We start from the raw sequence: 17,773 nt of genomic DNA, 5'->3' as shown, positions 1-17,773 counted from the left end.
CCGGTTGGCCGCCTTTTTTTATGAGTGGTTATGGATATTTTTTACGGGCGTGCAACACGGTCAGAATATTGATGTGGTCTGTCACCCGATAGACCAGTAAATAATTCGAGTTGATGACCATTTCGCGAGTGCCCGGTATTCGGCCGGAGCGGAAACCATGCGGTATCCAGGAAAGCCTTCGCGCTGCCGCGCTGAGCTTTTGGTGCAGTGCAACTGAAGCGACAGTGTTGCGTTGTTCAACGTATTCGATGATGTCAGCCAGATCTCCAAGAGCCGGTTTACTCCAGCTAACCGGCAGCGCGTCGATTCTTGCGTCTCTCTTCCAGCATCTGACCTAGCAGCACCATTGCCTCATCGTGGGGGATAGGCGGGCGTGGATCATCAAGTGCGGCTTGTACCTTGGCGCGATACCAAAGGTCGTAATCCGCAGCCTCTTCTTCGGTTTCGAAGTCTGAAACGATAAGTGAAAGTTCAGCGCTCATAATGACCTCCATGATCAATGTGAAGCAGTCTAAGGGGGATGTGGGCTCGTTGTCGTCACTGGCGGGACGAGGGACTCATCATCTCCAACCAAACGATGCAAATCTGTCAGACGCTTCGCTTGTGATGCACGTGAAGTCGATCAGGGGTGTAGTTCGATTCTGTAGGAAATCAGCTTTTGGCGATTGGGCTGACAGCTTCCAAAATATGGCTCGGCGCCAACCCATGTCCTCATGTTGTCTTCGGCGGCTCGATTCTCGGCTCGTACCCCGAGGGCGGCCGGATGGCCGCCTTTTTTAGAGTGAATGGGTCCGGGGATATTTTTGTCGAGCGTGAAGTACCCTCAGAATTTGGATACCCCCGTTCACCCGATAAACCAGAAGATAGTTCGGATGGATCACCATTTCGCGAGTGCCAGGCACCCGACCGGATCGGTAGCCGTAGGGGATGGAAGAAAGTTTTTGCGCTGCGGCTCCGGCTTTGCGTCGCAATGAAACCGATGCACCGGAATTGTATTGGTCGATGTACTCAAAGATGTCAGCCAGTTGACTAATAGCCTTGTAGCTCCATTTAACCTGCAGCGCGGCGCTTCCTGCGGTTTTTTTCAATCATCTGGTCGAGCATCACCATGGCTTCCGCATGGGGAATGCCCGGATGCGGATCATCAAGTGCTTCCTGTACCTGCGCACGGAACCAAAGGTCGTAATCCGCAGCCTCTTCTTCGGTTTCGAAGTCTGAAACGATAAGTGAAAGTTCAGCGCTCATAATGACCTCCATGATCAATGTGAAGCAGTCTAAGGGGGAGTTGGCTCGTTGTCGTCACTGGCGGGACGAGGGACTCATCATCTCCAAACAGACGATGCAAATCTGTCAGACGCTTCGCTTGTGATGCACGTGAAGCCGATCAGGGGTGTAGTTCGATTCTGTAGGAAATCTGCTTTTGGTCATTGGGCTGACAGCCGCCGCTCAAAGCGGCGGCCAAAGCCACGCCGCACTCAGTTGCCGTCCGCCACCTTGCGCTCGATCTCATCGACTTTGCGCTGCAGCTCTTCCGCTTCCTGCTCTTTGACCCGAGTGGAAGAGGGCGTGATGACCTTGTCCACGCCTTCGGTCTTGCCATCGCGGTCCTGCAGATCGCGTTCGACCACGTTCACCGGTTTGCCGCTGGCATCGGTGGGCGGGGCGTTGGGGGTTTTGTCGTCGTTGGGGTTCATGGCGCGGGCCTCCTGTTGGTGTACACATTGGAGACAGCGCGGCGGCAGACGTTCGAAATTTTTCAGGGCCATGCCCTCTCCCGCAGGAGAGGGCACCGCGGCGATTTTCAGTCCTTGAGAATGTCGCGGTCCTTGGTTTCCGGCAGGAAGAACGTGCCGAGTATCGCCGTCGCCACTGCAATGACGATCGGGTACCACAGCCCGTAGTAGATATCGCCGGTGGCCGCGACCATCGCGAAGGCCACGGTCGGCAGGAAACCGCCGAACCAGCCGTTGCCGATGTGGTAGGGCAGCGACATCGAGGTGTAGCGGATGCGCGTCGGGAACAGTTCGACCAGCCACGCGGCGATCGGGCCATACACCATGGTCACGTAGATCACCAGCACGGTCAGCAGAAGCAGCATCATCGGATAGTTGATTTTCGCCGGGTCGGCTTTTTCCGGGTAACCGGCGTCTTTCAGCGCCGCGGCGAGGTTGGCGGTGAAGGCGTCGTTGCGGGTCTTGAAGTCGGCGGCGGGCAGGGCGCTGCCTTCGAAACTCTCGACCACGCGATCACCGATACGCACCTGCGCGACCGTGTTCGGTTCGGCGGCGACGTTCTCGTACGGGATCGCGCGTTTCGCCAGCAGTGTCTTGGCCAGGTCGCAGGAGCTGGTGAATTTGGCCTTGCCCACCGGATCGAACTGGAACGAGCACTGATCCGGGTTGGCGATCACCTTGACCGGATTTTTCTCCTGGGCGACGAACACGTCCGGGTTGCCGTACTGAGTCAGCGCATGAAAGATCGGAAAGTAGGTCAGTGCCGCCAGTAGGCATCCGGCCATGATGATCGGCTTGCGCCCGATGCGATCGGACAGGCTGCCGAAGATCACGAAGAACGGTGTGCCGATCAGCAGCGAACCGGCGATCAGCAGGTTGGCGGTCTGCGCGTCGATCTTCAGGGTTTGCAGAAGGAAAAACAGCGCATAGAACTGCCCGGTGTACCAGACCACCGCTTGCCCGGCGGTACCGCCAAGCAGCGACATGATCACCACTTTGAGGTTGTCCCAGCGCGCAAAGGATTCGGTCAGCGGCGCTTTCGAGGCCTTGCCCTCGTCCTTCATTTTCTGGAATACCGGCGACTCGCTCAGTTGCAGGCGGATGTACACCGACACGGCCAGCAGAATGATCGACAGCAGAAACGGAATCCGCCAGCCCCACGCCTCGAACGCTTCGGTGCCCAGCGCCGTGCGGCAGGCGAGAATCACCAGCAGCGACATGAACAGACCGAGGGTGGCGGTGGTTTGAATCCACGAGGTGAAAAAGCCGCGCCGATTACGTGGCGCGTGTTCGGCCACATAGGTCGCCGCGCCGCCGTATTCCCCGCCCAGCGCCAGACCTTGCAGCAGACGCAGGGTGATGAGGATGACCGGTGCGGCGACGCCGATGGTCGCGTAGCCGGGCAGCAGACCGACGATTGCCGTCGACACGCCCATGATCACTATGGTGATCAGAAACGTGTGCTTGCGCCCGATCATGTCACCCAGACGCCCGAAGACGATGGCGCCGAACGGCCGCACCGCAAACCCGGCGGCGAAGGCCAGCAGGGCAAAGATGAATGCGGTGGTTTCGTTGACGCCAGCGAAGAAGTGCTTGGCGATGATCGCCGCCAGTGAGCCGTAGAGGTAAAAGTCGTACCACTCGAAAACCGTGCCCAGCGAGGACGCGAAGATGACCTTGCGCTCCTCCCTGGTGATGCCGCCGCTGCGGGGCGGTGTGCCGGTGGATGCTGTGTCGATTGTGGCCATGGGTGTTCTCCGTCGTGCTTATTGTTGTAGGCCGGAGTCCCCCGTTACTGCCTGTCGCACTCTGGCCCGTTGGCATCTGCCGCCGTTGCTCTAGCGTGAAGCTTGCACAGTCTGACCGCCTCGCAGGGCTGCAAGGTTTCCTCAAGCATAATCAGCTTTTGGCGAATATCCACTGGGCCATTTGTTCGCGTTGTCGATTAAAGATAAGTTGCTTGCGGCCGATAGCTGCCGACCAGCCTTATTCACAGTTAACTTTTCAGGGACGATGCCCATGAATGCTTCATTGCAGAGCGCTGCGGCGCAAATTCGCCAGGCGGTGCGGGTCGCCACCGAGGGACTGGTGGGGCGTGAGCAGTTGGCCGAATTGATTGTTCTGGCCGCCGTCGCGCAAGAACATATCCTCGTCATCGGCCCGCCCGGTACGGCCAAGAGTGCCGTGGTACGCCGTGTGGCGCAGTCCATGGGCGGGCGCTATTTCGAATACCTGCTGGGGCGTTTCACCGAACCTTCTGAACTGTTCGGCGCGGTGGACCTGAAAAAGCTGCGCGAAGGCACGGTGGAAACCGACGTCAGCGGCATGCTGCCCGAAGCTGACATCGTGTTCCTCGATGAGGTCTTCCTTGGGTCCACCGCCATCCTCAACACCCTGCTTGGCGTGCTCAATGAACGGCGCTTTCGGCGTGGTCATACGCACGTTCAATGCCCGTTGCGTGTCTGCGTCGGCGCTTCCAATGGTTTGCCGGACGATGAAGCCCTGGCGGCGTTTGCTGACCGTTTTCTGCTGCATCTGTTTGTCGATTCCGTGCCGGACAATCAGCTTGAGGCGATGCTCGCCGGCGGCTGGCAATCGGAACAACGGCCGGTTCAACAGTTGCTCGGTCTGACTCAACTGGACACCCTTGGACAGGCGTTGCAAAGCGTTGACCTGAGCACCGTTCGCCCGGCGCTGGCGCAAGCGATTCGCCAATTGCGTGAAGCCGGTATCGAGCTGTCAGATCGACGTATCGTCAAATCGCAACGACTGATCGCCGCCGCCACGTTGCTCAGCGGACGCCTGCACGCCAGCGCTGCCGACCTGTGGCCGTTGCTGTACGTGTTGCCGACCCGGGAAACCCAGCAGCACGGCCGCGAAATTCTGCGGGAGATGTTGGCGCAGTCCAGTAACCGCCATCTGTTCAGTGCGGTCGAGGAAGCGACACTGCAACCGATGTCTCGGGTCAGCCGCTTGCTGGAAACTGCCGAAGAGTATCTGGCCCGTACCGAGCCGCCGGCGAGCGCACTGCTCGAAGGGCTGCTGCGTGAGATCGATGCCAACTTCGATGACCTGACGATCCCGGCGTCGCTGCAGGATTTGCGCGGTCAGGTGGCGCGTCTGCTGACGACTGCCGCATGACTGTCCGCTCTTTCAGCTGGGGCTGGCGCCCACGGCAGGTGCCGGTCACGCCTCAAGCCGCGGTGGCGTGGGGCGGCGTTGCCCGGCGCCTGCATGCGCGGTTGCTGTTGCTGCCCACGGAGCAGGCCTCACGTTTGCAAGCAACGGCCAATCGCGACGTCCTGGTGGTGGCCGGTGCCGCTGCGGACCTGCCCTGGATCGACGGCGTCGCCTACGCCGCAATGGACGCTCATGCACCGCACCTGTGGTTGCCGACCCGCTGGGAGCCGGACAGGCCGACAGATTTGCTGGCACACGCGCTGGCGGAAAAATTCCAGCGAACGCCGCTGCTGTTGTGGCGGGATCCGCCGACAGTGGTGCCTCTGGATCGACAACTGCCGGTCAGTGCAGCGCATTTACAGCGCATCGAATATTTATGGGCAGGACGCTGAATGCAATTACCTGAATCCTTGCACCCCTGGCGCGAGTGGCTGCAATGGTTCGCCCCGGAACAACTGCCACTGTTCGCCGACCTGCTCGGACGACTGGCGCCGACACTTGGCCCGCTGCGGGGCTTGCAGCAGGGCGGTGTGCCTGAGCCGGATGGTCTGGGCGATTTGCAGCGGCGCGGGCCGTACGAACGGCTGCTTGGTAGTGAATGGCTGCTGGCTGATGAAGCGCCTGATGAGTTTCTGCGCCGCGCGGCCGTGGGTGAACACCTGTTTCTCGCACCGCAACGCCGCGCTCGCCAGGCCAGCCGGCTGATCGTGGTGCTGTTCGACGCCGGGCCGCTGCAACTGGGCGCTGCCAGGCTGGTACACATTGTCTTGCTGATTCTGTTGGCGCGCCGCGCCGAAGAGGCCGGCGCGCAACTGCTCTGGGGCGTTTTACAGCATGAGCCGCAGTTGCACGCGTTCGATTCCGCAACCCGGCTCAAGCAACTGCTCGCTGCCCGCACTTTCAGCACGGTGAGCGATGCGCACTGGCAGGCATGGTGTAGCTGGCTGCAGGGGGCGCCTCAGCCCATCGGCGAATGCTGGCGGGTGGGGCAGCGTCTGCCGGCGACTGAGCGGCGCGTCTCTTCCCATTCGGTGCAAGTGTCTCGCAGCCTTGATGGCAGCAGTCTATCGGTGCAAGTGCAAGCCGCGCATTGCCGTCACGTGTCGCTGCCGATGCCCGACGAGCGCCTTGCCCTGCAACTGCTCAAGGGCCAGTTTGAGGGCGAGGTCGTCACGGCTGCGCCTTCGGCCATGGGGAGCGCGCCGCGCGTAGCGCTGACGTCGCAACCGGTAATATCCAGTGCCGGTACCCGTGTCGCGCTGAAAATGCTCGATGCACCGGGCCTGGTGGTGATCAGGCTGCCGGAGCTTCATCAAAAGAAGCCATTGGATGTGCGCTGCATCCTGTGGAGCAGGGAACGCATGCCGCTGAGCGCGCTGTTCTTCGGTCGCGCTGTCGGGGCCATCCTGAGCAATCAAGCGCAGCTCACGTTCTGGGGCATTCCAGGTTGCCCGCCGGTGGATAGGCCAGGCCTGGAAGAGCTGAAAATGCCGCCGGGCACGGCAAATTTCCTTCCGGCCGTGGGCTTGCAAGCCAGGCTCGCCAGTCGCTTGTTTCTGCTCGATAGCCACGGGCACCTGGCTTACTGGATTGTGACGCACCCGAAAAACAGCGACGTTGCCGGAACAGGGCAGACCCATCGTCTGGCGAACAATGTGCTGTCGATGGCGCAGGTATTCAGTGATGTCCTGGCCTACGTGCGCCGTGACGGCGATTGGTTGCATGCGCACTCGGTCAATCCGGATGGACGAGGTTCCGCGCATGCGCTGGGAAAAGCCGAAGGCGTCAGCCAGGTCCTGTTTGCGAGCAGCGTCCGTTGGCGTAACGGTTTCGGTGGTTGCGCTTTGCGCTCGATGAATAACGAATGCGAGAGCTGGCTTGTGTTTGCTGCCGCCGGGTCGCCAATGGCGACGGTACGTCTGGAACTGGCACGCGGCTGGAAAGGCATTGGCCTGCTCCACGAAGATAACCAACGTTATCTGCTGCTGATGCTCAGTCCCGGTCAACAGGCGATTGCCCTGCACCACGGTGACGATAGGGAGACCCTGTTCACCACCAGCGACGTCATTGCCAAAGTCAGCTTCTGTCCGTTGAGCGGGCTGATCGCTGCACTGACCAACGCCCGCGAATTGCTGGTGTACTCGGTGCCGCGACGATTGATGCGTCTGCGGGTGTTGTGTAATCAGGCACCGGAAAACAAGGACGCCAAACATGCATGAAACGGACGCAGGATTGATCCGCCGCCCGCTGTTGACCGGGCATCAACGGATTGCAGGTTTGTGGTTTTCCGCTGAGCGCTTCTCGCACAACGAGCGGGCACAACTGCTTCTGGAGAACTGGCAAGCCGGTGCCACTGCCTATCGTTTTGCGCAGGGTGATCTGCTTTGCCTGGCGCAGACGATGACCGTACAGTGCGAGGCGGTAGTCGGCTGGCCGCTGATTCACGTGGGCCATACCCTGTGTTCGGCGCTGCTGGATCCGCAGGAAACGCAATGTTTGCCGCGGGCTGATCTCTGGCTGGTGCGCGGCAGTCAGGTAAGTGCCATGCATCTACGCGATGCGCTGGTGTTGACGCCCGGTGAGTGGCTGGACATCACAGGCGTCACGCTCCTCGATACCTACGATTGTCGCCAGGCACTGGCGGAACCGCTGATCGAGCCACTGCCAGTCAATACGGATGTTCGCCAGATCCTCGGCGATGCGTTGAAGCCGGTCAGTGCGCAACAGCAACAGGTCATGCAGGCGCTGCTTGAACGACAGCACAAGGCGAAGGCTGCGCCGCACCAGTCCCGACAATCCGAGGGCACTGGCTGGACGTCACCTGAGCCAATTGCCCTGCCATGGATGAAACTCGTCGTCAGTCTGGTGTTGTTGCTGGCGGTGTTCTGGATGGGCTATCAGAGCCAGCACAGCGGTGTGCACGCGATTGAGGTGGATCGCGTAACGCCGCTGTCGGTACAGATCGGCGCCGTGGTGGTCGGATTGCTGATCGGAACAATTACGTTGACGCTGGTTCTCGCGGGTTTGCGGTATTTGTTGCGACGGCCTGCAGCGACGGCGCCATCTGCCTCAATGGCGCCATCGCGGCCCGCAATCCATGCTCGCGCACAATCCGCCGTACACAAACCAGCGCTCTGGCGCCGCTGGGTCACGCGCCTGACTCAACATTCGCGGCTGTCTGCGCTCTACGGCAGACGTCAGGCGACGTATATCCAACGCATGCTCGCAATGTTCGAAGACGGCGATCTTGCAGAAGCGCTGCGCCACGCCATTCCCCTGGGCGCCGAGCAGCACAGCGGAGAGCAATCGTTCGGTACCCCGCAGCGCCGCGCGGATCTGTCCCTCAGCAGGCAACCCACGCTGGCCAGGGCGATGGTTTTCGAGCATGACATCGAGACCGATCTGCGTCGTATCTACCGCCAGAGCTTCGAACGGCTGGATCGGCAACAGCGCATCGAAGAGGCGGTGTTTGTGCTCGCCGAGTTGCTCAAGGTCCGTGACGAAGCACTGGACTATCTGGAAAAACACGGTCGCGAACAACAAGCAGCCGACCTTGCGCTGGCCTGGGACATGCCCGCTGCGACGATCGTGCGGCTGTTATGCTTGGCAGGCGACTGGCAGCGCGCCTTGTTGGTTGCGCGCCGTGATGACGCTTTTGCAGATGCCGTGGCCATGCTGCAGGTCAAGTCACCTCTGTTCGCTGAGCGCCTGCGCCTGGAATGGGCTGAGTCGTTGGCGCGCAAGGGGCTTTGGTTGCAAGCTGTCGAAGCGCTATGGCCGCTGACGGCCGAGCGCCAGCGGGCGACGCAATGGTTGTTGAATGCCGAGGCAGCTGGCGGCAGCCTTGCTGTCGGGGCATTGGTCAAACGGGCGATCCTTCTGCCCGATACCCTGATCGCTTACGCTGAGCGCATCGAGCAATTGCGCGACGACCCTGCGCGTCACGGCGAACGTGCGACATTGGCCGAAAGTCTGTTGCAACATAAGGCGCATACGGCCGCACTGGCCTGGCTGGCGGGCGCTACCGTCCACGCGGTCGTTGCCGACCAGATGGACGGGCACGGGCGCCTGTCGCAGACGCAGTTGCAGGCACTGGTCAGCATGAGCAAAGACAGACTTCTGCAGATTGATCTGCCAGAACAACTGCCGACGCGCTCGGCAGCTCATGCACGGAGCAAGGATGGCTTGCCCTTGCAGTGGCAAGCGCCGCAAAGGGGCAGTCGGGCGATCCTCGACGCTGTACCGCTGGAAGATCAGCGCTACCTGCTCGCGCTGGGCGAAGCCGGAGCGGTGGTAATTGATGCCCATGGACGGACACTCTTCCAGTTCGCGTTGCCGGCCCAGCATATCGTGCTGGCTCATGGGCGACAGGTGGCGCTGGTGCTCGCGAGGCGTGACGAGGTGTGGCGCATCGGCAAACTGGATCTGGCGACATGCGTGGCTACCGATCTCGGGGTACAGATGTTCGACGTGTTCAGTCGCACCTTCAACGGTTCCAACTGGACGATCGGACGCGGAAAACAGGTGCGGGTGGTGGATGTCGATCGAGGCTTCGAAACCCTTTGGCACGTGGGCGACCTGCCTGCGCCGATCCTCGCTCTGAAAGACGATGTATACAACGAATCCCTTTGGCTGGCAGAACCGGAGAAAGGCGCGCAGGTATGGCATTACCGATTGCCTGAGCGCCGCTTGATGACGCGGCTCGAAGTCTCACCGATCGGTTCTGCCGATCGCTATCTGCTCAACGCCGATGGCCGGGTCAAGGTCATGACGGTTCTGCCTGAAAACGACGCCGGCGCTCCCGAACTAGTGATCGAGGGGCAACACGAGTGCAATCAATATCCGTTGCCGGAACTGGACATCAATAAGGCGCTGGATGAGCAGGTGGATGCCCACTGGCATGAACATGTGATGTTCATCGGTTATCCGGTCAACGATCACGATATGCGCTGGCACTTCGTTGCCACGAATAGCATGCGGCATATTGTGACACTGCATTGGCCTCGCCACGGCGTTCGCCTGCGCGCCGTTGGCGCCGACCATGTGCTGTTCGACGATCAGGGCCGATTAAGCCATTTCAACGTCGACACCGTCACACAACACAACCTGACGCTGAACTGACTGAGGGGCCGGCCTACGCTTTCACCCAACGCTGCCGGCTCCAGGCACTCAGCCAGTCGACCAGAAACACCAGCAACAGCATCGCCAGAATCACTGTGCTGGCCTGCGCTTCCTGGAACAGGCTCAGGCTGACATAGAGCATCTGGCCCAGGCCGCCGGCGCCGACAAAACCCAGTACGCTGGCCATGCGGATGTTGTTTTCCCAGCGATACAGGCAGTAGGCGAGCAGTTGCGGAGCGAGGTTGGGCAGGGTGCCGTAGCAGAACGCCAGAATCGGATTGCCGCCCTGTAAGCGAATCGCCTCGGCGGGTTGTGGCGGAGTGTTTTCCAGCGCTTCGGCGAACAGCCGACCGAGCACGCCGGTGGTGTGCAGGGCGAGGGCGAGGGTGCCGGCGTTCGGCCCGAGCCCGGCGGCAAGCACCATCAGCGCCGCCCAGACCAGCTCCGGAATCGCCCGCAAGCCATTGAGCAGCAGGCGCGCCGCACTTTGCAGCGGCCAGCCGAAACGCCCGGCGGCGGGCAGCGCCAGGACGATGCCGAACAATGCCGCAAGCAAGGTGCCCAGCGCGGACATGGCCAGGGTTTCCAGCGAACCGTGGGCGATGGCTTTCAGGTAGCCCGCGCTCAAGTCAGGGCTGAGAAAACGCTGCACATAACTGCCCATTTGCTTGAGGCTGTTGGCGCTGCCCAGTTCGGCAAGATCCAGCTCCAGATAGGCAAAGGACGCGCACACCGCAAATGCGATGGCGACGATCAGCAGCAGATTGACCAGACGCCTCATGTCAGCCTCCAGCGCAGCAAGCGGCTGAGTTGGTCGGCGCACAGCACCAGCAGCAGGAACGTCAGCAACATGCTGGCGACTTCACCGCCGGCGAACATGCGGATCGACAGGTCGATCTGTTGCCCCAGGCCACCGGCGCCGACAAAGCCCATCACCACCGAGGCACGGATTGCGCACTCCCAGCGATAGACCGTGTAGGAGAGCAATTCGGCAGCGACATTCGGCAGCGTGCCGTAAGCAAACGCCGCCAAACGACCGCTGCCGGCCTGCAACAACGCGTGCGCCGGGCGCTGGTCGGTGGATTCGAAAATCTCCGCGTAGACCTTGCCGAGCATGCCGCTGTAGGTGATGGCGATGGCCAGCACCCCCGCCGCCGGGCCGAGGCCAACGGCACGGACAAACAACAGTGCCCAGACGATTTCCGGCACGCTGCGCAGAAAAATCAGCAAGCCGCGCACCGGCCAGCGCAACAAGCGCCCGGGCAGGCTCGGCACGCCACCGCGTGACGCCGCCGAGAGTGACAGCGCGCGGCTGGCGATCAGGCTCGCCGGCACCGCCAGCAGCAGGGCCAGGGCCATGCCCGCCGTGGCAATCGCCAGGGTTTGCAGGGTCGCTTTGAAAAGTAATTGCAGGAACGCTTGATCGTGCGCCGGTGGCCAGAACGCCGAAACGAAACGGCCCATTTCGTTCTGGCTATCGGCCTGAAACAGCACGCCCAGATCCAGCTCACTGAGCTGAATGCCCGGCCACAGCAGGGCCAGCGCCAGCAGCGTCAGCAACAATCGCGGCCACGCCGCCGGGTCCCGTGAGTCAGCTTTCAGCATCGCGGAATCTGCACAATCAAAGGCGCGACCGCCGGCGCTGGCGATTGCAGTTGTTCATTGGCGTACAGCGCATCGAGCTTGTCCCGGCTGACTTGCTCGGAGGGGCAATCGAACAGAATCTGTCCGTCGCGCAAGCCGATGATCCGTGGGAAGTGCGCCAGCGCCAGATCCACCGCGTGCAGACTCGCCACCAACGTGACGTTGTGCTCACGGGCATGGCGCGACAGGATCGACAACGTATGGTCGGCGAGCACCGGGTCCATCGCTGACACCGGCTCGTCGGCGAGCAATATTTCCGGCGCCTGATACAGCACCCGCGCAATGCCGACGCGCTGCAACTGCCCGCCGGACAACTGCTGGCAATGGGCGAACAGTTTGTCGCCCAGATCCAGCCGCGCCAACGCCGCGCGGGCGCCTGCCACATCCAGCGGATGCAGCAGATTCAACAGACTTTTGCCCAGACTCCACTGGCCAAGTTTGCCGGCCAGCACCGCCGTGATCACCCGCTGACGTGGCGGAATCGGCGGCGCCTGATGCACCAGGCCGATGCGCGCACGCAGGCGCTGACGCTGGCGCGCCGACAAGTGCCAGGCGCGCTCGCCGAGCACTTCGATGTCGCCACTGCTGGGCTTGAGCGCGGTGGCCAGCAGATTGAGCAGGCTCGATTTGCCGGCGCCGGACGGGCCGATGATCGCGACCTGTTCGCCGGCATCAATCTGCACGTCGATGTTGCGAAGGGCATCGACGCCATTGGCGTGGCGCAGGCTGCCCTGGGTGAGGCGTAGGGTCATTTCAGCAGTTCGGCGGCGCGGGCGGCTTCCTCGATGCCCTTGTAGTTCTCGGGCTTGGTCTCGATGAAACGACTGGCGGCCTGCAGATCAAGAATCTTCTTCTGCTCAGGATTGGCCGGGTCGAGGTCGAGGAAGGCTTTCTTGATCTTCGCGGCCAGCTTCGGATCAAGGGTGCCGCGCACGGTCCAGTTGTAGTCGAAGTAGGTCGGGGTGGTGGCGAAGACTTTGACTTTGCTGGTGTCGACCTTGCCGGCGTCGACCAGTTTCTGCCAGACGCTGGCGTTCAACACACCGGCATCGACCTTGCCGGCCTGCACCCAGGCAACGGTGGCATCGTGGGCGCCGGAGTAGGCGACGCGGCTGAAGAAACCCTCTGGCTTGATGCCGTCGTTTTTCAGCATGAAGTACCGCGGCATCAGGCTGCCCGAAGTGGACGACACCGAACCAAAGGCGAAGGTCTTGCCCTTCAGGTCGGCGAGGCTTTTCACGTTCGGGTCGGCGGTGATGAATTTGCTGGTGAACTGCGCATCCTGTTCACGCTGCACCAGCGGGATCACTGGCGTAGTGGCGTCGGTCTTCAAACGTGCCTGAACGAAAGTGAAACCGCCCAGCCAGGCCATGTCGAGGCGATCGGTGGCCAGGGCTTCAACCACTGCCGGGTAGTCGGCGACGGGGACAAACTGCACCTTCATGCCCAACTGCTGCTCAAGATAGGCGCCCAGCGGTTCGAACTTGCGCAGCAGCTCGGTCGGGGCTTCGTCGGGAATCGCGCTGACGCGCAGAACATCAGCGGCTTGCGTCATCAGGGCAGAAAGGGACAGGGCCAGGCCGGCGGTGAGGGCCAGGGTTCGTTTGAGCATGGAATTCTCCGTTTCGTAAGCGTCAACATTCGAATGGCTGCCACTGCAGAGCGGCGCGCCACGTCAGGGTAGACGAAACGGCGAGGTTATACGCATTCGCGAGGAGATTGGCCAGCCTCCGTGCCGGCGCGTTGTGTCTGTTTGTGTGCTGTACCGGTCAAGCCGCTTCGGGCAGTCTGGCAATCACCTTGATCTCGAAATCAAAGCCCGCCAGCCAGGTCACGCCGACCGCCGTTACCGTCGGAAACGGCGCTTCGCCCCAGAACTCCGGCACCACGCTCCAGATCGTTTCGAACGTCGAGTGCGGGTCGACCATGAACACGGTGACATCCACCGCATCATCGAAGCTGCAACCAGCCGCAGCGAGGATCGCGTTGAGGTTGTTGAACGCCGTGCGCACCTGATCGCGCAGATCCGCCTCCGGTGAACCGTCCTCGCGACTGCCGACTTGCCCGGAGACAAACAGAAAGCCATTGGAACGAATCGCCGGTGAATAGCGGTGGCGCTCATAAAGAGCGTGGCGGGCGGGCGGGAAAACAACGTCGCGCTTGGACATGGTGCTGACTCCATCAGTGGTTGATGAGAACGACTTTAGGTATTTGCAGTGCGCGGATAAACGCGCAAGCTTGGCGTTCACTGTTTGCAAATCCCAAACAATCGAGGGGCGCGGATGGACCGATTCGATGCGATGCAGGCCTTTGCCCGGGTGGTCGAGGCGGGCAGTTTCACCAAGGCTGCCGAAACCTTGCACATGAGCAAGACCACGGTGACGCAACTGGTGCAGCAACTGGAGGCGCGGCTGCGGGTCAAGCTGCTCAACCGCACCACGCGCAAGGTCAACGTCACCGCTGATGGCGCGGTCTATTACGAGCGCGTGGTCAAGTTGCTTGCTGACATGGACGACGCCGAAACCAGCCTCCCCGGCGCCGCCGCGCGGCCACGCGGACGTTTGCGCATCGACGTGCCGAGCCCGTTCGCACGGCTGATCCTGGTGCCGGCCTTGCCGGATTTTCACGCGCGCTACCCGGACATCCAGATCGATATGGGCGTCAGCGACCGCATCGTCGACATCATCGATGAGAACGTCGACTGCGTGGTGCGCGGCGGCGAATTGCTCGACCAATCATTGATGGCGCGCAAGCTTGCCGATTTGCCATTGGGCGTATTTGCCGCGCCGGCTTATCTGGATCGCGAAGGTACGCCCGACCATCCGCGCGAACTGGAAGACTCCCATCATCGGGTGGTCGCCTTTCTTTGGGCTCGCACTGGTAAACCTCTTCCGTACACGTTACGCAATGGCGCCGAGCGCCTGCAGATCAAGGGCCGGCATGTGCTCGCGGTCGACGACGGCAACGCCTATCTGGCGGCAGGACTGGCCGGGATGGGTGTGTTGTGGCTGCCGACGTATATGTCTGATGCGCATGTGGCGCGGGGCGAGTTGGTGCAATTGTTTGCAGGCTGGCAGCTTGAGCCGATGCCGCTTTATCTGGCCTATCCGCCGAATCGGCATGTCAGCCTGAAGTTGCGGGTTTTTATTGATTGGGTGGTTGGGCTGATGGCTACGCCGGCGCCAGTCGTGACGCGCCAGTCACGGCCATGATTGACTCTTGCGCAGAACCGGCCAACTATCGCTCGCATAACAACGACCGATGGACCCGACCTTGATTGAACGACGTCAATTCAGCGGTGGCATGAAGGGCAAGAACCTTCGCTATCTGAATGAACAGAACCCCGATAACACCGGCGTGACCCGCACCGGTTTCCTCTTGCTTGAACATTTTTCGTTACCGGCCTTCACCCAGGCGCTGGACACGGTAGTCACCACCAACCTGTTGCGCCCGGGGCTTTTTTCGTCGCGCACTTTCGGCCTCGGCGATGGCGAGGTGATCAGCGATCTGGGCCTGGTCATCCGCCCCGATGCGCGTCTGGATTCTGCTGCGCTTAACGAGCTGGATCTGCTGGTGATATGCGGTGGCTACCGGACCGAATTGCGCGCCAGCGAGGAATTCATCGGCTTGCTCAAGGCTGCGGCGGAGCGGGGCGTGAGCCTGGCCGGGTTGTGGAATGGCTCGTGGTTTCTCGGCCGCGCCGGTTTGCTCGATGGTTATCGCTGCGCGATCCACCCGGAACATCGCCCGGCACTGACCGAAATCGCCAAGAGCACCCACGTCAGCAGCGAACCCTATGTGATCGATCGCGACCGGCTTACCGCGTCGAGTCCGTCCGGGGCGTTTCACATGGCGTTGGACTGGATCAAGAGCCTGCACGGCAAGGCGCTGGTCGAGGGCATCGAAGACATCCTCGCTTTCGAAGAGTCGCGCTACCGGCGCATCAAACCCGATGAAAACATCTGCGTCAGCGCGCCGTTGCGTGAAGTGATCAAGCTGATGGACGCCAACCTCGAAGAACCGCTGGAGCTGGAGCAACTTGCGGTCTACGCCGGCCGCTCACGGCGCCAGCTCGAGCGCTTGTTCAAAGAACAACTGGGCACCACGCCGCAGCGCTATTACCTGGAACTGCGCATCACCGAGGCGCGACGCCTGCTGCAACACACCGAACTGTCGCAGGTGGAAGTGCTGGTGGCGTGTGGTTTTGTTTCACCGAGCCATTTCAGCAAGTGTTATAGCTCGTACTTTGGTTATCGGCCTTCGAAGGAGAAGCGGCTGGTCAAATAGATCATTGATCAATCTGAGGTCATTTCGGATTTCAGGCCGGTGTAACCCTCGAAAGCCCTCACCCCAGCCCTCTCCCAGAGGGAGAGGGAGCCGACCGAGGTGTCTTGCGCTGTACATCGACCTGAAAGATGGAGGTCGATTATGGATTCAATACAGCACTTTCAGGTCGGCGTAACTGTTGAGCATCCCCCACTCGGGAGCTGACCGGGGTGTCTTATGTTTTACATCGACCTGAAAGACCGAGTCGAATATGGATTCAAAGCACATCGTTCAAGTCGGCGTAAATCTGGAATATCCCCCAATCAGTTCCCTCTCCCTCCGGGAGAGGGCTAGGGTGAGGGGCTTTTGAGGGCGGGTCTGTCAGAGACGATCCGCATCCATCACAGCCTGCGCAAACGCCGTCGGATCCTCTTGCGGCAAATTATGCCCAACACCTCCCTCAATCAGCCTGAACTGGTACTTCCCGGTAAATCGCTTCGCATAGTCCTCAGGCTTGGGATGCGGCGCTCCATTGGCATCGCCTTCCAACGTAATCGTCGGCACGCTGATCGACGGTGCAGTCGCAAGCTTCTGTTCCAGCGCGGCATATTTCGCCTCGCCCTGAACCAGGCCCAGACGCCAGCGGTAGTTGAACACTGTGATTTCCACGTGATCGGGGTTCTGCAACGCCTTGGCGCTGCGGTCGAAGGTGGCGTCATCGAACTTCCACTGCGGCGAAGCCAGTTGCCAGATCAGTTTGGCGAACTCATGGGTATTCTTTTCATAGCCCGCGCGGCCGCGCTCGGTGGCGAAGTAGAACTGGTACCACCACTGCAATTCGGCTTTCGGCGGCAGTGGGTTCTGCCCGGCGGCCTGGTTGCCGATCAGGTAGCCGCTGACCGCCACCAGGGCCTTGACGCGCTCTGGCCACAGCGCCGCGACGATGTCCGCCGAGCGCGCGCCCCAGTCATAACCACCCAGCACCGCTTGTTTGATTTGCAGCGCATCCATGAAGTCGATCACGTCGCTGGCCAGCGCCGCCGGCTGGCCGTTGCGCAGGGTGTCTTTGGACAGGAACTGCGTGTCGCCGTAACCGCGAGCATAGGGCATCAGCACGCGGTAGCCCTTGGCAGCCAGCAGTGGCGCGACCTCGTCATAGCTGTGAATGTCGTAGGGCCAGCCGTGCAGCAGGATCACCACCGGGCCATCGGCGGGGCCGGTTTCGGCGTAGGCCACATCGAGTACGCCAGCCTTGACGTACTTCAGCGGACCGAAAGGCGATGGCGCGGAATAGCTGGCGGTGGCCGGTTCTGTGGTTTGCGCCTGAGCGCTGCCGACCGCGCCGAACAGTGACAGCGCCAGGACCGACAAGCCGAGCGCGTGGGTGATTTTAGAGGTGTGCAGAGCCTGTTTCATGCTGACGTCTCCTTTGCGAGCCTGTGGCCAAGGGGCTGGATGAACCCTTGAAACCTTGGGTGCATTGAAGCGTGGCGAGGTATCCGCTGTGTGTCGCAACAGGGCGTTTTTGCATTGGGTTGTGTAGCAGCGGGGCGCGTACACAGTGTGATACACGGCGGCCAAAGCCAACGTTTTCGCGCGAAAATAATAAGTGGCTGTTTTAAAACAAAAAATATTTCATCTCGGGCTTCCCAAACGAAATGAATGTTGATAAATTGCGCCCCGTTCTCACAGCGATCCTCACGGAGCCGCTGACCAGAGCTAAAGGGGCGTCGCCAAGCGGTAAGGCAGCAGGTTTTGATCCTGCCATGCGTTGGTTCGAATCCAGCCGCCCCTGCCATCTACAAAAAAACGCCAACTTCGCGAGAAGT

The 17,773-nt window shown here is 61.2% G+C and carries 18 protein-coding genes and 1 tRNA gene; 7 read left to right on the top strand and 12 right to left on the bottom strand.

The window, feature by feature from the left end; all coding sequences use genetic code 11:
* Positions 1 to 28: 28 nt before the first annotated feature.
* The 6 genes from GXB78_RS26040 to GXB78_RS26015 form a co-directional block, all read right to left on the bottom strand.
* Positions 29 to 250, bottom strand: a complete 222-nt coding sequence (locus tag GXB78_RS26040) for a type II toxin-antitoxin system RelE/ParE family toxin (protein WP_329517595.1) — start codon at positions 248 to 250, stop codon at positions 29 to 31.
* Positions 251 to 287: 37 nt separating this feature from the next.
* Positions 288 to 482, bottom strand: coding sequence for a type II toxin-antitoxin system RelB family antitoxin (gene relB / locus GXB78_RS26035; protein ID WP_056789559.1), 195 nt, complete (start codon positions 480 to 482; stop codon positions 288 to 290).
* A gap of 294 nt (positions 483 to 776) precedes the next feature.
* Positions 777 to 1,088: a type II toxin-antitoxin system RelE/ParE family toxin gene (locus tag GXB78_RS26030; protein WP_329517575.1), complete on the bottom strand. Its 312-nt coding sequence runs from the start codon at positions 1,086 to 1,088 to the stop codon at positions 777 to 779.
* Positions 1,051 to 1,245 carry a type II toxin-antitoxin system RelB family antitoxin gene (gene relB / locus GXB78_RS26025; RefSeq protein WP_329517574.1) on the bottom strand — a complete coding sequence of 65 codons (195 nt, stop codon included), beginning with the start codon at positions 1,243 to 1,245 and terminating at the stop codon, positions 1,051 to 1,053. Before relB (GXB78_RS26025) ends, GXB78_RS26030 begins: the two co-directional genes overlap by 38 nt.
* A gap of 230 nt (positions 1,246 to 1,475) precedes the next feature.
* Positions 1,476 to 1,694: a hypothetical protein gene (locus GXB78_RS26020; RefSeq protein ID WP_042606898.1), complete on the bottom strand. Its 219-nt coding sequence runs from the start codon at positions 1,692 to 1,694 to the stop codon at positions 1,476 to 1,478.
* Between the two features lie 107 nt (positions 1,695 to 1,801).
* Positions 1,802 to 3,481, bottom strand: coding sequence for an MFS transporter (locus tag GXB78_RS26015; RefSeq protein ID WP_042606823.1), 1,680 nt, complete (start codon positions 3,479 to 3,481; stop codon positions 1,802 to 1,804).
* A 271-nt stretch (positions 3,482 to 3,752) separates the two neighbouring features.
* Here GXB78_RS26015 and GXB78_RS26010 point away from each other — a divergent pair, with 271 nt between their 5' ends.
* The 4 genes from GXB78_RS26010 to GXB78_RS25995 are packed head-to-tail and all read left to right on the top strand — an operon-like array spanning position 3,753 to position 10,034.
* Positions 3,753 to 4,874, top strand: coding sequence for an AAA family ATPase (locus GXB78_RS26010; protein ID WP_329517573.1), 1,122 nt, complete (start codon positions 3,753 to 3,755; stop codon positions 4,872 to 4,874).
* A complete protein-coding gene (locus GXB78_RS26005) occupies positions 4,871 to 5,305 on the top strand; it encodes a bpX5 domain-containing protein (RefSeq protein ID WP_329517572.1) in 435 nt (144 codons plus the stop codon). Before GXB78_RS26010 ends, GXB78_RS26005 begins: the two co-directional genes overlap by 4 nt.
* Complete coding sequence (locus tag GXB78_RS26000) at positions 5,306 to 7,132, top strand: hypothetical protein (RefSeq protein ID WP_329517571.1); 1,827 nt, start codon at positions 5,306 to 5,308, stop codon at positions 7,130 to 7,132.
* Positions 7,125 to 10,034 (top strand): bpX6 domain-containing protein, encoded by a 2,910-nt coding sequence (locus GXB78_RS25995; protein ID WP_329517570.1) that lies wholly within the window; start codon positions 7,125 to 7,127, stop codon positions 10,032 to 10,034. Before GXB78_RS26000 ends, GXB78_RS25995 begins: the two co-directional genes overlap by 8 nt.
* A 13-nt stretch (positions 10,035 to 10,047) precedes the next feature.
* Here GXB78_RS25995 and phnE read toward each other — a convergent pair whose 3' ends face one another.
* From phnE to GXB78_RS25970, 5 genes are all read right to left on the bottom strand, one after another.
* The gene (gene phnE / locus GXB78_RS25990; RefSeq protein WP_329517569.1) at positions 10,048 to 10,815 is read right to left on the bottom strand and encodes a phosphonate ABC transporter, permease protein PhnE; all 768 of its coding nucleotides are present in this window, start codon (positions 10,813 to 10,815) and stop codon (positions 10,048 to 10,050) included.
* On the bottom strand, positions 10,812 to 11,639 hold the full coding sequence (locus GXB78_RS25985) for a PhnE/PtxC family ABC transporter permease (protein ID WP_042606825.1): 828 nt from the start codon (positions 11,637 to 11,639) through the stop codon (positions 10,812 to 10,814). The genes phnE and GXB78_RS25985 overlap by 4 nt, the downstream gene beginning before the upstream one ends.
* Positions 11,633 to 12,430 carry a phosphonate ABC transporter ATP-binding protein gene (locus tag GXB78_RS25980; RefSeq protein ID WP_329517568.1) on the bottom strand — a complete coding sequence of 266 codons (798 nt, stop codon included), beginning with the start codon at positions 12,428 to 12,430 and terminating at the stop codon, positions 11,633 to 11,635. Before GXB78_RS25980 ends, GXB78_RS25985 begins: the two co-directional genes overlap by 7 nt.
* Positions 12,427 to 13,290 carry a putative selenate ABC transporter substrate-binding protein gene (locus GXB78_RS25975; RefSeq protein WP_329517567.1) on the bottom strand — a complete coding sequence of 288 codons (864 nt, stop codon included), beginning with the start codon at positions 13,288 to 13,290 and terminating at the stop codon, positions 12,427 to 12,429. Before GXB78_RS25975 ends, GXB78_RS25980 begins: the two co-directional genes overlap by 4 nt.
* A 157-nt stretch (positions 13,291 to 13,447) precedes the next feature.
* Positions 13,448 to 13,846, bottom strand: a complete 399-nt coding sequence (locus GXB78_RS25970) for a RidA family protein (RefSeq protein WP_253502364.1) — start codon at positions 13,844 to 13,846, stop codon at positions 13,448 to 13,450.
* A gap of 114 nt (positions 13,847 to 13,960) precedes the next feature.
* On the opposite strand from GXB78_RS25970, the gene GXB78_RS25965 reads away from it, so the two are divergent.
* Positions 13,961 to 14,890: a LysR family transcriptional regulator gene (locus GXB78_RS25965; protein ID WP_329517566.1), complete on the top strand. Its 930-nt coding sequence runs from the start codon at positions 13,961 to 13,963 to the stop codon at positions 14,888 to 14,890.
* 49 nt (positions 14,891 to 14,939) lie between these two features.
* Positions 14,940 to 15,965: a GlxA family transcriptional regulator gene (locus GXB78_RS25960; protein WP_329517565.1), complete on the top strand. Its 1,026-nt coding sequence runs from the start codon at positions 14,940 to 14,942 to the stop codon at positions 15,963 to 15,965.
* 360 nt (positions 15,966 to 16,325) lie between these two features.
* Here the strand turns inward: GXB78_RS25960 and GXB78_RS25955 are convergent, their stop codons facing one another.
* The gene (locus GXB78_RS25955; protein ID WP_329517564.1) at positions 16,326 to 17,360 is read right to left on the bottom strand and encodes an alpha/beta fold hydrolase; all 1,035 of its coding nucleotides are present in this window, start codon (positions 17,358 to 17,360) and stop codon (positions 16,326 to 16,328) included.
* Positions 17,361 to 17,667: 307 nt separating this feature from the next.
* On the opposite strand from GXB78_RS25955, the gene GXB78_RS25950 reads away from it, so the two are divergent.
* A tRNA-Gln gene (locus tag GXB78_RS25950) sits at positions 17,668 to 17,742 on the top strand.
* Positions 17,743 to 17,773: the final 31 nt, after the last annotated feature.

The sequence above is a fragment of the Pseudomonas moraviensis subsp. stanleyae genome, assembly GCF_036283065.1.
GTDB lineage: Bacteria > Pseudomonadota > Gammaproteobacteria > Pseudomonadales > Pseudomonadaceae > Aquipseudomonas > Aquipseudomonas stanleyae.
The sequence above is the reverse complement of the archived record's forward strand: the minus strand, read 5'-3'. Positions and strand labels throughout refer to the sequence as shown.

What these genes read in the sequence shown, in the direction of transcription:
- relB (WP_056789559.1), bottom strand. Translation starts at nt 482, where the DNA reads ATGAGCGCTGAACTTTCACTTATCGTTTCAGACTTCGAAACCGAAGAA.
- relB (WP_329517574.1), bottom strand. Translation starts at nt 1,245, where the DNA reads ATGAGCGCTGAACTTTCACTTATCGTTTCAGACTTCGAAACCGAAGAA.
- GXB78_RS26020 (WP_042606898.1), bottom strand. Translation starts at nt 1,694, where the DNA reads ATGAACCCCAACGACGACAAAACCCCCAACGCCCCGCCCACCGATGCC.
- GXB78_RS26015 (WP_042606823.1), bottom strand. Translation starts at nt 3,481, where the DNA reads ATGGCCACAATCGACACAGCATCCACCGGCACACCGCCCCGCAGCGGC.
- GXB78_RS26010 (WP_329517573.1), top strand. Translation starts at nt 3,753, where the DNA reads ATGAATGCTTCATTGCAGAGCGCTGCGGCGCAAATTCGCCAGGCGGTG.
- GXB78_RS26005 (WP_329517572.1), top strand. Translation starts at nt 4,871, where the DNA reads ATGACTGTCCGCTCTTTCAGCTGGGGCTGGCGCCCACGGCAGGTGCCG.
- GXB78_RS26000 (WP_329517571.1), top strand. Translation starts at nt 5,306, where the DNA reads ATGCAATTACCTGAATCCTTGCACCCCTGGCGCGAGTGGCTGCAATGG.
- GXB78_RS25995 (WP_329517570.1), top strand. Translation starts at nt 7,125, where the DNA reads ATGCATGAAACGGACGCAGGATTGATCCGCCGCCCGCTGTTGACCGGG.
- phnE (WP_329517569.1), bottom strand. Translation starts at nt 10,815, where the DNA reads ATGAGGCGTCTGGTCAATCTGCTGCTGATCGTCGCCATCGCATTTGCG.
- GXB78_RS25985 (WP_042606825.1), bottom strand. Translation starts at nt 11,639, where the DNA reads ATGCTGAAAGCTGACTCACGGGACCCGGCGGCGTGGCCGCGATTGTTG.
- GXB78_RS25980 (WP_329517568.1), bottom strand. Translation starts at nt 12,430, where the DNA reads ATGACCCTACGCCTCACCCAGGGCAGCCTGCGCCACGCCAATGGCGTC.
- GXB78_RS25975 (WP_329517567.1), bottom strand. Translation starts at nt 13,290, where the DNA reads ATGCTCAAACGAACCCTGGCCCTCACCGCCGGCCTGGCCCTGTCCCTT.
- GXB78_RS25970 (WP_253502364.1), bottom strand. Translation starts at nt 13,846, where the DNA reads ATGTCCAAGCGCGACGTTGTTTTCCCGCCCGCCCGCCACGCTCTTTAT.
- GXB78_RS25965 (WP_329517566.1), top strand. Translation starts at nt 13,961, where the DNA reads ATGGACCGATTCGATGCGATGCAGGCCTTTGCCCGGGTGGTCGAGGCG.
- GXB78_RS25960 (WP_329517565.1), top strand. Translation starts at nt 14,940, where the DNA reads ATGGACCCGACCTTGATTGAACGACGTCAATTCAGCGGTGGCATGAAG.
- GXB78_RS25955 (WP_329517564.1), bottom strand. Translation starts at nt 17,360, where the DNA reads ATGAAACAGGCTCTGCACACCTCTAAAATCACCCACGCGCTCGGCTTG.